At 64.4% G+C, this 12,800-nt stretch carries 10 protein-coding genes and 1 pseudogene; 4 read left to right on the top strand and 7 right to left on the bottom strand.

From position 1 onward, the window contains the following. Positions 1-92: 92 nt before the first annotated feature. From ACI2KK_RS04190 to ACI2KK_RS04175, 4 genes are read right to left on the bottom strand one after another with little or no spacing between them, the layout of a single operon-like run. On the bottom strand, positions 93-3,107 hold the full coding sequence (locus ACI2KK_RS04190; RefSeq protein ID WP_404667982.1) for a sarcosine oxidase subunit alpha: 3,015 nt from the start codon (positions 3,105-3,107) through the stop codon (positions 93-95). After that, positions 3,104-3,439 (bottom strand): sarcosine oxidase subunit delta, encoded by a 336-nt coding sequence (locus tag ACI2KK_RS04185; protein WP_217841413.1) that lies wholly within the window; start codon positions 3,437-3,439, stop codon positions 3,104-3,106. The genes ACI2KK_RS04190 and ACI2KK_RS04185 overlap by 4 nt, the downstream gene beginning before the upstream one ends. 16 nt (positions 3,440-3,455) lie before the next feature. Further along, on the bottom strand, positions 3,456-4,706 hold the full coding sequence (locus tag ACI2KK_RS04180) for a sarcosine oxidase subunit beta family protein (protein WP_317660163.1): 1,251 nt from the start codon (positions 4,704-4,706) through the stop codon (positions 3,456-3,458). Positions 4,707-4,721: 15 nt separating this feature from the next. Then, a complete protein-coding gene (locus ACI2KK_RS04175; protein WP_404667981.1) occupies positions 4,722-5,975 on the bottom strand; it encodes a serine hydroxymethyltransferase in 1,254 nt (417 codons plus the stop codon). Between the two features lie 328 nt (positions 5,976-6,303). Here ACI2KK_RS04175 and ACI2KK_RS04170 point away from each other — a divergent pair, with 328 nt between their 5' ends. Together ACI2KK_RS04170 and ACI2KK_RS04165 are read left to right on the top strand one after the other, a co-directional pair. Beyond that, positions 6,304-7,344: a threonine aldolase family protein gene (locus tag ACI2KK_RS04170; RefSeq protein ID WP_404667980.1), complete on the top strand. Its 1,041-nt coding sequence runs from the start codon at positions 6,304-6,306 to the stop codon at positions 7,342-7,344. 94 nt (positions 7,345-7,438) lie between these two features. Beyond that, positions 7,439-7,777 (top strand): hypothetical protein, encoded by a 339-nt coding sequence (locus ACI2KK_RS04165; RefSeq protein ID WP_404667979.1) that lies wholly within the window; start codon positions 7,439-7,441, stop codon positions 7,775-7,777. 326 nt (positions 7,778-8,103) lie between these two features. Here the strand turns inward: ACI2KK_RS04165 and ACI2KK_RS04160 are convergent, their stop codons facing one another. The 3 genes from ACI2KK_RS04160 to ACI2KK_RS04150 form a co-directional block, all read right to left on the bottom strand. After that, entirely contained in the window at positions 8,104-10,041 is a 1,938-nt protein-coding gene (locus ACI2KK_RS04160; protein WP_404667978.1) for a methyl-accepting chemotaxis protein, read from the bottom strand. A 227-nt stretch (positions 10,042-10,268) separates the two neighbouring features. Next, on the bottom strand, positions 10,269-10,571 hold the full coding sequence (locus tag ACI2KK_RS04155; RefSeq protein ID WP_404667977.1) for a cell division protein ZapA: 303 nt from the start codon (positions 10,569-10,571) through the stop codon (positions 10,269-10,271). Next, positions 10,568-10,798, bottom strand: a complete 231-nt coding sequence (locus ACI2KK_RS04150; RefSeq protein ID WP_404667976.1) for a hypothetical protein — start codon at positions 10,796-10,798, stop codon at positions 10,568-10,570. Before ACI2KK_RS04150 ends, ACI2KK_RS04155 begins: the two co-directional genes overlap by 4 nt. A 276-nt stretch (positions 10,799-11,074) precedes the next feature. On the opposite strand from ACI2KK_RS04150, the pseudogene ACI2KK_RS04145 reads away from it, so the two are divergent. Together ACI2KK_RS04145 and ACI2KK_RS04140 are read left to right on the top strand one after the other, a co-directional pair. Beyond that, positions 11,075-11,845, top strand: a pseudogene (locus ACI2KK_RS04145) (MCP four helix bundle domain-containing protein); the annotation flags it as partial. Beyond that, positions 11,828-12,700 (top strand): methyl-accepting chemotaxis protein, encoded by an 873-nt coding sequence (locus ACI2KK_RS04140; RefSeq protein WP_369992088.1) that lies wholly within the window; start codon positions 11,828-11,830, stop codon positions 12,698-12,700. The pseudogene ACI2KK_RS04145 and the gene ACI2KK_RS04140, both read left to right, overlap by 18 nt. The last annotated feature ends 100 nt before the right edge of the window (positions 12,701-12,800 follow it).

Genomic DNA, 12,800 nt, shown 5'->3' with positions numbered 1-12,800 from the left:
AGCGGGTTCACCCGCGAAGAGGCCCGAGAGGCCAACATCGCATTCGCGGGTAAACCCGCTCCCACAGGGTTCAGCGTCACCATCCGGGGGCCTTAGACGTTCTGCCGCTCACCCTTCGGATCGAAGAACATCGAAGACACGATTTCCGCCTCGATCACGCTGCCATCGGCCTGCGGCGAATACACCCGCTCGCCCATGCGCTTGAGGCCGCCCTTGACCACACCCATGGCGAACGAATAGCCCAGGGAGTTGGCCGCGTAGCTGGAGGTGACGTGGCCGACCATGTCCATCGGGATCGGCTGCTTGGGGTCGAACACCAGCTGGGCGCCTTCGGGCAGCCACACGTTCGGGTCCACAGGCTTGAGGCCCACCAGTTGCTTGCGGTCTTCGCGCAGGCAGTCTTCGCGGTTCATGCCACGCAGGCCGATCCACGAGTACGGCTTGTTGCGGCCCACGCACCAGCTCATGTTGAGGTCGTCCGGGTTCATCGAGCCGTCGGTGTCCTGGCCGACGATGATGAAGCCCTTCTCGGCACGCAGCACGTGCATGGTCTCGGTGCCATACGGGGTCAGGTTGTACTTCTTGCCGGCCTCGATGATCTGCTCGAGCACGCCCATGGCGTAGTTGGCCTGCACGTTGACTTCGTACGACAGCTCGCCGGTGAACGAGATACGGAACACCCGGGCCGGCACGCCGCCGACGTTGCCTTCCTTCCAGGTCATGAACGGGAAGGCTTCCTTGTCCATGTCGATGTCGGTCAGCTCGCTGAGCAGCTTGCGGCTGTTGGGGCCGGACAGGGTCATGGTGGCCCAGTGGTCGGTCACCGAGGTGAAGAACACCTTCATTTCCGGCCATTCGGTCTGGTGGTACAGCTCCAGCCACTGCAGCACGCGGGCGGCGCCGCCGGTGGTGGTGGTCATGATGAAGTGGTTGTCGCCAACGCAGGCGGTCACGCCGTCGTCGAAGACCATGCCGTCCTCTTTGCACATCAGGCCGTAGCGGGCCTTGCCCACGTCGAGCTTGGTCCAGGCGTTGGTGTACACGCGGTTGAGGAACTCGCGGGCATCCGGGCCCTGGATATCGATCTTGCCGAGCGTGGAGGCGTCCAGCAGGCCCACGCTGTCACGCACGGCCTTGCATTCGCGGGCCACGGCGCTGTGGATATCTTCGCCAGGCTTGGGGAAGTACCACGGGCGCTTCCACTGGCCGACGTCCTCGAACTCGGCGCCGTTCTTCACGTGCCAGGCATGCAGGGCGGTGAAGCGCACCGGCTCGAACAGGTGGCCACAGTGGCGGCCCGCTACTGCGCCAAAGGTCACCGGCGTGTAGTTGGGGCGGAACATGGTGGTGCCCATTTCCGGGATGCTGATGCCGATCGAACGGGCGGCGATGGCCAGGCCGTTGATGTTGCCCAGCTTGCCTTGGTCGGTACCGAAGCCCAGCGCGGTGTAGCGCTTGACGTGCTCGACCGACTCGAAGCCTTCGCGGGTGGCCAGCTCGATGCCGGCGGCGGTCACGTCGTTCTGCTGGTCGACGAACTGCTTGGGCCCTTTGGTGCCCTTGTCGTGCGGCACCTGGAACAGCGCCACGGTGGCCTCTTCCTTGCGCGCCACGGTTTTCGGCAGGGTGCCAACGGTCGCCTTGAAGCCAGCTTCGGTGGCTGCGCGGGCGCCGCCTTCAAAGCCATCGGCAATCACGTCGCCCAAGGCGTACACGCCGTTGATGCCACCCACGCATTCGCGTTTTTGCGGGGCATCGCCCGGCACGAAGCCAAGAATGTCGTCGCGCCATACCGGGCGACCGCCCAGGTGCGAGGCCAGGTGGACGATCGGGCTGTAACCGCCGGAGGTGGCGATCAGGTCGCAATCGAGGGTTTCGCCTGGGCTGGTGACCTTGTGCGCCTGCACATCGATGGCGGCCACGCGGGCGCCGGTGACGTGCTTGCTGCCCTTGGCCTCGACCACAGCGCTGGAGGTCAGAATGCGAATGCCCTTGGCGCGCGCTTCTTCAACCAGCGAACCACGCGGGTTGTGGCGGGCATCGGCGATGGCCACCACTTGCAGGCCGGCGTCGTGCCAGTCGAGCGCTGCGCGGTAGGCGTGGTCGTTGTTGGTCGACAGCACCAGCTTGCGGCCCGGGGCCACGCCGTAGCGGCGCACGTAGGTGGACACAGCGCCGGCCAGCATGTTGCCCGGCACGTCGTTGTTGCCGTACACCAGCGGGCGCTCGTGGGCACCGGCTGCCAGCACCACACGCTTGGCGCGCACACGGTGCACGCGGTGGCGTACCTGGCCGATCGGGGCGCGGTCGCCCAGGTGGTCGGTAAGGCGCTCGTGAATGGTCAGGAAGTTATGGTCGTGGTAGCCGTTGACCGTGGCGCGTGGCAGCAGGGTCACTTCCGGCAGGCTTTCCAGCTCTTTGACCACGGCGTTGACCCAGTCGGCGGCAGGCTTGCCGTCGAGGGTTTCGCGGCTGTCGAGCAGGCTGCCGCCGAACTCTTCCTGTTCATCGGCCAGAATCACCCGGGCACCGCTGCGCGCGGCAGCCAGTGCGGCAGCCAGGCCAGCAGGGCCGGCGCCGACAATCAGCACGTCGCAGTGCTGGTTCATGTAGTCGTAGCTGTCCGGGTCGTTCTGCAGCGGCGCGCGGCCAAGGCCGGCGGCTTTGCGGATGTACTTCTCGTAAGTCATCCAGAACGATTTGGGGTACATGAAGGTTTTGTAGTAGAAGCCCGGCGGCATCATGCTGCCGCCCACCTTGCCGAGGATGCCCATGACGTCGTTGTTGACGTTCGGCCAGCCGTTGGTGCTGGTGGCTACAAGCCCTGCGTACAGCGCTTGTTGCGTGGCGCGCACGTTGGGGATCTGGGTAGCTTCGCTGGAGCCGATCTGCAGGATGGCATTCGGCTCTTCGGTACCGGCGGCGATGATGCCGCGCGGGCGCGAGTACTTGAAGCTGCGGCCAACGATGTCGACGCCGTTGGCCAGCAGCGCAGCGGCCAGGCTGTCGCCGGCGTAGCCCTGGTAGGTCTTGCCGTTGAAGGTGAAGTTCAACACCTTGCTGCGGTCGATGCGGCCGCCGCTGGCGAGGCGATAGGTCTGGCTCATACTTTTTCCCCTTGGCCCTTGGCGGTCGCGGATGCCGCGCTTTGCTTGCCGGCAGCGGTGACTTGAGGCTTCTCGCCGATCTTGTAGGTTTCCAGAATTTCGTAGGTCACGGTGTCGCGGGTGACGTTGAAGTACTGGCGGCAGCCGGCGACGTGGTCCCACAGCTCGTGGTGGATGCCACGCGGGTTGTCACGGAAGAACATGTAGGTGCCCCACTCCTCGTCGGAGCAGGCGGCCGGGTCCAGCGGGCGGGCGATGTGGGCCTGGCCCGAAGCGTGGAATTCTTCTTCGGAGCGCAGCTCGCCGCAGTGGGGACAGAAGATTTGCAACATGACGGTTGTCTCCGGGTCAGTGGGCGACGGCAGCAGCGCCGTGTTCGTCGATCAGCGCACCGTTGTAGAAACGGTCGATGGAGAATGGCGCGGCCAGCGGGTGCATCTCGCCCTTGGCCAGGCTCGCCGCAAAGACGTTGCCCGAGCCCGGGGTGGCCTTGAAGCCGCCGGTGCCCCAACCGCAGTTGAAGAACATGTTCTTGACCGGGGTCTTGGAGATGATCGGGCAGGCGTCGGGGGTGGTGTCGACGATGCCGCCCCACTGGCGGTTCATGCGCACGCGCGAGAGGTTCGGGAACATCTCGACGATGGCCTGCAGGGTGTGCTCGATCACCGGGTACGAACCGCGCTGGCCGTAGCCGACCCAGCCGTCGATGCCGGCGCCGATCACCAGGTCGCCCTTGTCGGACTGGCTGATGTAGCCGTGCACGGCGTTGGACATGATCACCGAGTCGATGATCGGCTTGATCGGCTCCGATACCAGCGCTTGCAGCGGGTGCGATTCCAGCGGCAGGCGGAAGCCCGCAAGCTTGGCCATGTGCCCGGAGTTACCGGCGGTGACCACGCCGACGCGCTTGGCGCCGATGAAGCCTTTGTTGGTTTCCACACCGATGACTGCGCCGTTTTCTTTACGGAAGCCAATCACCTCGGTTTGCTGGATCAGGTCCACGCCCAGGGCGTCGGCGGCGCGGGCATAACCCCAGGCCACGGCATCGTGGCGGGCCACGCCGCCACGGCGCTGCACGGTGGCACCCAAAATTGGGTAGCGGGTGTTCTTCGAGCAGTCCAGGTAGGGGATTTCGGCCGCCACCTGGGCGGTGTTGAGCAGCTCGCCATCCACGCCGTTGAGGCGGTTGGCGCTGACCCGGCGCTCGGAATCGCGAATGTCCTGCAGGGTGTGGCACAGGTTGTAGACGCCGCGCTGGGAGAACATCACGTTGTAGTTGATGTCCTGCGACAGGCCTTCCCACAGTTTCATGGCGTGCTCGTACAGCTGCGCCGACTCGTCCCACAGGTAGTTGGAACGCACGATGGTGGTGTTACGGGCGGTGTTGCCGCCGCCCAGGTAGCCTTTTTCGATCACCGCCACGTTGGTGATGCCGTGCTCTTTGGCCAGGTAGTAGGCCGTGGCCAGGCCATGCCCGCCACCGCCGACGATAACCACGTCGTAGACCTTTTTAGGGGTTGGCGTGCGCCACATGCGCTGCCAGTTTTCGTGGTGGCTGAGGGAGTGTTTGAAGAGGCCGAAGCCCGAATAGCGTTGCATGGTTTTCTACTCCACTCAGCGGTAGACCGGGAAGTCGGCGCACAGCGCGGCGACGTTCTTGGCAACATCGGCTTCGACGTCGGCATCACCCAGGTTGTCCAGCACATCGCAGATCCAGCCGGCCAGCGCGACGCACTGGGCCACCTTGAAACCGCGGGTGGTGACGGCCGGGGTGCCGATGCGCAGGCCCGAGGTGACGAACGGCGACTGCGGGTCGTTCGGCACGGCGTTCTTGTTGACGGTAATGTGCGCGCGGCCCAGGGCGGCGTCGGCGTCTTTGCCGGTGAGGCCCTGGCGGATCAGGCTGACCAGGAACAGGTGGTTGTCGGTACCGCCCGAGACCACGTCATAGCCACGCTCGATGAACACCTGGGCCATGGCCTGGGCGTTTTCGATGACCTGCTTCTGGTAGGCCTTGAAGCCTGGCTCCAGCGCTTCCTTGAAGCACACTGCCTTGGCGGCGATGACGTGCATCAGCGGGCCACCCTGGGCACCGGGGAACACCGCAGCGTTGAGCTTTTTCTCGATCTCTTCGTTGCCCTTGGCCAGGATCAGGCCGCCACGCGGGCCGCGCAGGGTCTTGTGGGTGGTGGTGGTGACCACATCGGCGAACGGGATCGGGTTCGGGTACAGGCCAGCGGCCACCAGGCCGGCAACGTGGGCCATGTCGACGAACAGCAGTGCACCGACCTTGTCGGCGATGGCACGGAAGCGTGGGAAGTCGAGGGTTTTCGAGTAGGCCGAGAAGCCGGCGACGATCATCTTCGGCTTGTGCTCGACGGCCAGGCGCTCGACTTCGTCGTAGTCGATCAGGCCGGTATCGGTGTTGATCCCGTATTGAACGGCGTTGTACAGCTTGCCCGAGGACGACACCTTGGCGCCGTGGGTCAGGTGGCCGCCGTGGGCCAGGCTCATGCCCAAAATGGTGTCGCCGGCCTGCAGCAGGGCCAGGTACACGGCGCTGTTGGCCGAGGAGCCGGAGTGCGGCTGGACGTTGGCGTAGTCGGCGCCGAACAGCTGCTTGGCGCGCTCGATGGCCAGCGCCTCGACCTTGTCGACGTGCTCGCAGCCACCGTAGTAGCGCTTGCCCGGGTAGCCTTCGGCGTATTTGTTGGTCAGGCCGCTGCCTTGGGCCTGCATCACGCGCTTGCTGGTGTAGTTTTCCGAGGCGATCAGCTCGATGTGATCTTCCTGGCGCTGTTCTTCGGCATTCATCGCCGCCAGCAGTGCGTCGTCATAACCCTGGATCTGGTCTTGCTTGCTGAACATCTTGTTTCTCCCGGCAGCGATCAGTTCTTGTTGGAGAGGGATTTGTCACCCTTTGCGGCGATGTTATGACTGGGCCGGTGGGCACAGATGCCTGCGCGCGCCTTGCAATGGCGCGTTTACGACATTGGCCGAACATGCACCGCACAACCCTGTAGGAGCCGGCTTGCCGGCGATGGCGTCAGACGCCTAAACCCTGTTGACCTGGCGGGCCTAATCGCCGGCAAGCCGGCTCCTACAGGGGGCTGCGGTGCAATCGGAAAGGTTGTATAGGCAACCATCGAATCAATGGTTTAGAGTGCTTTCCTGCGTCGTAATAAGGACAGGCGTCATGACCAACAACAACCAGCAATTCGCCAGCGACAACTATTCCGGCATCTGCCCCGAAGCCTGGGCGGCGATGCAAAAGGCCAACCTGGGCCACGAGCGCGCCTACGGCGACGACCAGTGGACCGAGCGCGCCGCCGAATACTTTCGCAAGTTGTTCGAAACCGACTGCGAAGTGTTCTTCGCCTTCAACGGCACCGCCGCCAACTCCCTGGCCCTGGCCTCGCTGTGCCAGAGCTACCACAGCGTGATCTGCTCGGAGACCGCCCACGTCGAGACCGACGAATGCGGCGCGCCGGAGTTCTTCTCCAACGGCTCCAAGCTGCTTACCGCCGCCAGCGTCAACGGCAAGCTGACCCCTGAATCAATCCGCGAAGTGGCGCTCAAGCGCCAGGACATTCACTACCCCAAGCCGCGGGTGGTGACCATCACCCAGGCCACCGAAGTGGGCACGGTGTATCGCCCCGACGAGCTCAAGGCGATCAGCGCCACCTGTAAAGAGTTGGGCCTCAACCTGCACATGGACGGCGCACGCTTCACCAATGCCTGTGCGTTCCTGGGTTGCTCACCGGCCGAGCTGACCTGGAAAGCCGGCGTGGATGTGCTGTGCTTCGGCGGCACCAAGAACGGCATGGCAGTGGGCGAGGCGATTTTGTTCTTCAACCGCGCCCTGGCCGAAGACTTCGACTATCGCTGCAAGCAGGCCGGGCAGCTGGCATCGAAAATGCGCTTCTTGTCAGCCCCCTGGGTGGGCCTGCTGGAAGACGGCGCCTGGCTGCGCCACGGCAACCATGCCAACCACTGCGCGCAGTTGCTGGCATCCTTGGTCACTGGCCTGCCGGGCGTCGAGCTGATGTTCCCGGTAGAGGCCAACGGGGTGTTCCTGCAAATGCCCGAGCACGCCATCGAGGCGCTGCGCAACAAGGGCTGGCGCTTCTATACCTTCATTGGTAGCGGTGGTGCGCGGTTCATGTGCTCGTGGGACACCGAAGAAGCGCGGGTGCGTGAGTTGGCGGCAGATATTCGCGCCATCGTCGGCGCCTGACATTTTTGCCAGTTTCTCCGTTTCGGCACGCGCGCTAGTCTGCTCGCGTACCTGGCCAGGTCGCCCAACTGCCGAACTGAAATGGAGAAACACCATGAGCCAAGAACAACATCCTTTTCCGCTGCCAGAGGAACTCGTCGCTCAACGCATCAAGGTGGGCGACAAGTTCAACGAGCATGTGGTGACCGAGAAAGTCTGGACGCGCGACTCGTTCGGACAATGCAGGGTACATATCGTCTATATCGATGGCGACAGTGAAGTGGTTATGGAGCTCGAACCTAATATCCTCTTCACCGGCCTTCCAGGCCTGGTCAGCACCAATGAAGTGTACTTCGGTAAACGCGTCCAAACCCATTACCGTGGCGGCGGGAATGACTGGACGGTCACCGAGACCCATGCCGAGCTGGTGGATATCACCAAGCTGAAGTCGTAAGCCCTCGTCACACGAGCACTCAACCACGGGCATGCTCCCACAGAACTGCGTCAAGCCTGAATCGTGCACGGTACCTGTGGGAGCAACTGTCTTGTGCTGCCTGAACCGGCCTCATCGCCGGCAAGCCGGCTCCTACAGGTACAGCATGAACTGGGGCTCATGCGATCCCTGTGGGAGCGGCTTTAGCCGCGAAGCAGACGATGCGGTGGCTGGCACCGGCTGCGCCGGTGTTCGCGGGTGAACCCGCTCCCACAGGGATGTCACAAGCGTCAAACCTGGTGATGTACCTGTGGGGGCGGGTTTACCCGCGAAGAAGCCAATGCCGATCAAAGCCTGAACCCACCCATCTGCCGCGCCAGGTCATCGGCCAGCCCGCGCAGCGCGTGGCATTCCTCGCGACACCCCTGCACCTCCACCGCCGTCTGCCGCGCCAGGTCCGAAATGCCCTGCACGTTGCGGTTGATTTCTTCGGTCACCGCCGACTGCTCCTCGGTGGCCGTGGCCACCTGGTGGTTCATGTCGCTGATGCGCTCCACCTGGTCGGTGATCGCCCCCAGCGAGGCCCCGGTGTGCTGGCTGGCCTGTACCCCGCCACCGGTGGCCTGCTGCCCGGCCTGCATCGAACTCACCGCAGTGCCGGCGCCGTGCTTGAGGCGCTGGATCATCTGCTGCACCTCGTCGGTGGACACCTGGGTGCGCCGCGCCAGGGTACGCACCTCATCGGCCACCACGGCAAAGCCACGGCCCATCTCGCCGGCCCGCGCCGCCTCGATGGCAGCATTCAGCGCCAGCAGGTTGGTCTGCTCGGAAACACTGCGGATCACGGCAAGCACTTCGTCGATCGAGGCCACTTCCTCGGCCAGTTGCGTCACCGCATCGGCGGCCCGGCCAATGTCGCCCGACATGCCTTCGATATGCTGCACCGACTGACGCACCACATTGCGCGCCTGCAAGGCCTCGTCCCGCGCCGACTGCGAGGCTTCGGCAGCGCTGCCGGCGTTGCGGGCGATTTCCTGCACAGTCAGGCCCATCTCGTGCACGGCGGTGGCGACCATTTCGGTCATCTCCTGCTGGCGCCCCGAGCGCTCGGCGGTGTTGTCCACCACCTGGGCCACTTGCTCCACCGAGTGGTGCAGGCGCTCGGTGGTGCCCAGCACGTCCTTGATCAGCGCACGCTGGCTGTCGAGGAAGCGGTTGAAGCCCCGGGCCAGGTCACCCAGCTCGTCCCTGCGCGAGTCATCCAGGCGGTGGCTGAGGTCACCCGCGCCACTGCCAATCTGCACCAGCGCGGCGGTCACCTGGCGAATCGGCCGCACCAGGCCACGGGCCAGCAGCACCACCAGCAACAACGACACCAGCGCCACGCCGCCACCGATCAAGGTGGTCAACCATACGGCTTCGCGCATCTGCGCGTAGATCTCGGCCTCGGGAACCTCGGCCACCAGCGTCCAGTTCAGGTCGCGCAGGGGTAAACCCAAGGCCAGGTAGTTTTCGCCGTCGCGGCTGAAGCGGGTGCTGCGCAGGCCATCAGCACCGCTGAGCATGGCCTTGGCGGCCTGGGCGTCGAGCTGTTCGGCCAGCGGGCGCTTGCCGCTGAACTGCTGGTCAGGGTGCACCTGGATCAAGCCGTCGTTGCGCACCAGGAACACTTTGCCGTGCTCGCCGAAGCTGAAATCGTGAATCAGCCTGGACAGCTCGGTCATGCGCAGGCCCATGCCAGCCACGCCCACCAATTGCCCGGCTTTTTCTATGCGGTAGTCGATGAACAGCGCCAGCTCGCCAGTGGCACCGTCGATGTCGATATTGACGAAGCGCTCGGCACCGCTGTCGATGTAGCCGTAGAACCACTTGTCCTTGGGGTTGGCGCGGCTGAGGGTGCGGTCCAGGCCCTTCTCGTTGTAGTAGTGGCCGCTGCCGGTGGCGGCGAACAGCGCGGTAAAGGCGTGGTTGCGCTGCTTGGCGGCGTCCAGGTATTCGATGAAGGGCGGGAGGCTGGCCGGGTCTTCACCGGCGGCCAGCCAGTCGCGCAGCAGGGTGTTGCCGGCGATATCCGAAGCGGCCACCAGCGGCTGGCCGAGCATGCGCTCGATATCGTTGCGGATCGCCTCGATGCTGGCCGGCAAGGCGGTGTCGACCAGGTAGCGCTCGGTCAGGCGGTTGACCGCCACGGTGTAGATCGCCACCACCACCAGGATGCTCGCCAGCAGCGCCGCGCCCATGCTCGCGATCAGTTGCCACTGGATACTGCGCCGCCAGATGCCCATGTGTGTGCTCCCCGCAAATTATTGTTTTGCGAGAAGTGTATACACTTAAGTATCCGATCTAGCCATAGATCCAGAACAATAGACGCAACCCCTGTGTAGGAGCGGCCTTGTGTCGCGAAAGGGCTGCACAGCAGCCCCGGGATCTCGACATCATGCAAGATCGCCGGGGCCGCGTTGCGGCCCTTTCGCGACACAAGGCCGCTCCTACACAGGGGTTTGCAGTGTTCTTACTGGTCGCCGATGGTACGGCTGATGGCATCGACCGTGGCGTCGATCTGCGCCTGGGTGCGCTCCAGGGTCTGGGCGTGTTCGCGCTGCAGCTCGATCTGCTTGGAGCACAGGTTCAGGGCGGCCAGCACCAGCAGCTTGTCGCCGATCAGGGTCGGGTAGCTGCGTTTGGTCTCGGCCAGCGCGACATTGAGCATGCGCACCGCCTGCGACAGGGTTTCTTCCTGGCCTTCGGGCGCCTTGAGCGAATAGTCGTTGCCCAGAATCGACACGACGTTGATTGGCTGGGCGTGCAGCTTCATGCGCTGGCCACACCTGCGCTGGCGCGCTCGACCAGTGCCTGGATACGCGCGGCGGTGGCGCCGTGCTTCTCTTCCTGCTCCATCAGCGACAGCTGCAGGGTTTCGTTCTCTTCCTTGGCTTGGGCCAGTTGCTCGCCAAGGCCGGCGTTCTGTTCGGCCAGTTGCGCGTTCTTCTGCATCAGGTCGCTGACCAGTTGCTCGAGTTGATTCAGGGAGGTTTCCAGCATGGAGTTTGTCTCGGTTGTTGCAAAGGGCGCACACGATAAGGAAAAACCTGCGCCCCCGCCATTAAATATCGGATTCATAAGGTTTTTACCTGGCTTGGTTGACCCAGGATCACCCTGCTTGTTCCAACACCTTGCAACCGCCTGTCCGGTATATCGTTAGCAGGCTCACAAATTTCATGTCGCCACTATCAAGACTGGCCAGTCACGACCGATACGCAGGCAGGTCCCATTTTGTCGCAAGGACGCGGCCCCCCTTACTGCCTGGGTATCCCCTCCATGTCCCTACGCAACATGAACATCGCCCCGCGTGCGCTGCTGGGTTTCTCCGTGATCGGCCTGCTGATGCTCGGCCTGGGTATTTTCTCGCTGGTGCAGATGGGCAACATCCGCCAGGCCGGCGTGATCATCGAACAGGTCAGCGTGCCCAGCATCAAGACCCTCGACGAACTGACCGCCCTCAACCTGCGCCTGCGCACCCTGTCCTACCGCCTGCTGCTCAACCGCGAGCCGGCCACCCTGCAAGACACCCTGCGCCTGCTCGAAGAGCGCAACGCACAAATCGACAAAGCCCGGCGCGCCTACGAGCCGCTGATCGCTGCCGGCGACGAAAAGGCCGCCTTCGACCAGTACGTCATGTTGCTCAGCCAATACCGCCAGCTCGAGTCGCGCCTGCGCAGCCTGAGCCAGGCCGGCCAGGTGGATGAATTGCGCGACCTGCTCAACAGCGAACTGCTGAGCAACTCCGAGCAGATCAACAAGGTCATGGACAAGCTGGTCGAGATCAACACCAACCAGACCGCCGACACCAACGCCAAGGCCGCCAGCCAGTACGCCAGCACCTTCGCCCTGGTGGTGGGCCTGCTGGTGGCGGCCACCGTGCTGACCTTGCTGTTCGCCTTCCTGCTCACCCGCAGCATCGTCAAACCCATCGACGAAGCGCTGCACGCCGCCGAGCAGATCGCCGAGGGCGACCTCACCCAGACCATTCGCCCCGACGGCACCGACGAAGCCGCGCGCCTGCTGCAGGCCATGGCCAAGATGCAGGACAAGCTGCGTGACACCCTGCAACTGATTGCCGGTTCCGCCACCCAGCTAGCCTCGGCCGCCGAAGAACTGAACAGCGTCACCGACGAAAGCGCACGTGGCCTGCAGCAGCAGAACAACGAAATCGAGCAGGCCGCCACCGCCGTCACCGAAATGACCAGCGCGGTGGAGGAAGTGGCGCGCAACGCGGTGAGCACCTCGGAAGCCTCCAGCGAAGCCAGCCGCTCGGCCGGCGATGGCCGCGACCTGGTAATGGAAACCGTCGGCGCCATCGAGCGCATGAGCGGCGACGTGCAGGCCACCGCCAAGCTGATCACTCACCTGGCCGAGCAGTCCCGCGACATCGGCAAGGTGCTGGACGTGATCCGCGGCCTGGCCGACCAGACCAACCTGCTGGCGCTCAACGCGGCCATCGAGGCGGCCCGTGCCGGTGAAGCCGGCCGTGGCTTTGCCGTGGTGGCCGACGAAGTGCGGGCGCTTGCGCACCGCACCCAGCAATCCACCAGCGAAATCGAGCGGATGATCGGCAGCATCCAGGGCGGCACCGAACAGGCGGTGGACTCGATGCGCACCAGCACCGAGCGCGCCGAATCGACCCTGAACATCGCCAAGGGCGCCGGCCTTGCGCTGGACACCATCGCCTCGGCCGTGGGCCAGATCAACGAGCGCAACCTGGTAATCGCCAGCGCCGCCGAAGAGCAGGCCCAGGTGGCCCGCGAAGTGGACCGCAACCTGGTGAACATCAACGACCTGTCGGTGCAGAGCGCCACCGGGGCGCATCAGACCAGCGCGGCGAGTGCCGAGCTTTCGCGCTTGGCCGTGGACCTCAATGGCCTGGTAGCGCGTTTCCGCACCTGAAATAACAGGGGCCGCTTTGCGGCCCAATCGCCGGCAAGCCGGCTCCTACAGGGAGATGCAAAACCTGTAGGAGCCGGCTTGCCGGCGATTGGGCTGCGCA

This window comes from Pseudomonas sp. NPDC089406 (assembly GCF_044900265.1).
Classification (GTDB): domain Bacteria; phylum Pseudomonadota; class Gammaproteobacteria; order Pseudomonadales; family Pseudomonadaceae; genus Aquipseudomonas; species Aquipseudomonas fakonensis.
This window is presented reverse-complemented; position numbering and strand designations above follow the sequence as displayed.

Excerpts from the sequence above, each read along its gene's own strand:
- ACI2KK_RS04185 (WP_217841413.1), bottom strand. The coding sequence starts at position 3,439 with ATGTTGCAAATCTTCTGTCCCCACTGCGGCGAGCTGCGCTCCGAAGAA.
- ACI2KK_RS04160 (WP_404667978.1), bottom strand. The coding sequence starts at position 10,041 with ATGGGCATCTGGCGGCGCAGTATCCAGTGGCAACTGATCGCGAGCATG.
- ACI2KK_RS04165 (WP_404667979.1), top strand. The coding sequence starts at position 7,439 with ATGAGCCAAGAACAACATCCTTTTCCGCTGCCAGAGGAACTCGTCGCT.
- ACI2KK_RS04170 (WP_404667980.1), top strand. The coding sequence starts at position 6,304 with ATGACCAACAACAACCAGCAATTCGCCAGCGACAACTATTCCGGCATC.
- ACI2KK_RS04150 (WP_404667976.1), bottom strand. The coding sequence starts at position 10,798 with ATGCTGGAAACCTCCCTGAATCAACTCGAGCAACTGGTCAGCGACCTG.
- ACI2KK_RS04175 (WP_404667981.1), bottom strand. The coding sequence starts at position 5,975 with ATGTTCAGCAAGCAAGACCAGATCCAGGGTTATGACGACGCACTGCTG.
- ACI2KK_RS04190 (WP_404667982.1), bottom strand. The coding sequence starts at position 3,107 with ATGAGCCAGACCTATCGCCTCGCCAGCGGCGGCCGCATCGACCGCAGC.
- ACI2KK_RS04180 (WP_317660163.1), bottom strand. The coding sequence starts at position 4,706 with ATGCAACGCTATTCGGGCTTCGGCCTCTTCAAACACTCCCTCAGCCAC.
- ACI2KK_RS04155 (WP_404667977.1), bottom strand. The coding sequence starts at position 10,571 with ATGAAGCTGCACGCCCAGCCAATCAACGTCGTGTCGATTCTGGGCAAC.
- ACI2KK_RS04140 (WP_369992088.1), top strand. The coding sequence starts at position 11,828 with ATGGCCAAGATGCAGGACAAGCTGCGTGACACCCTGCAACTGATTGCC.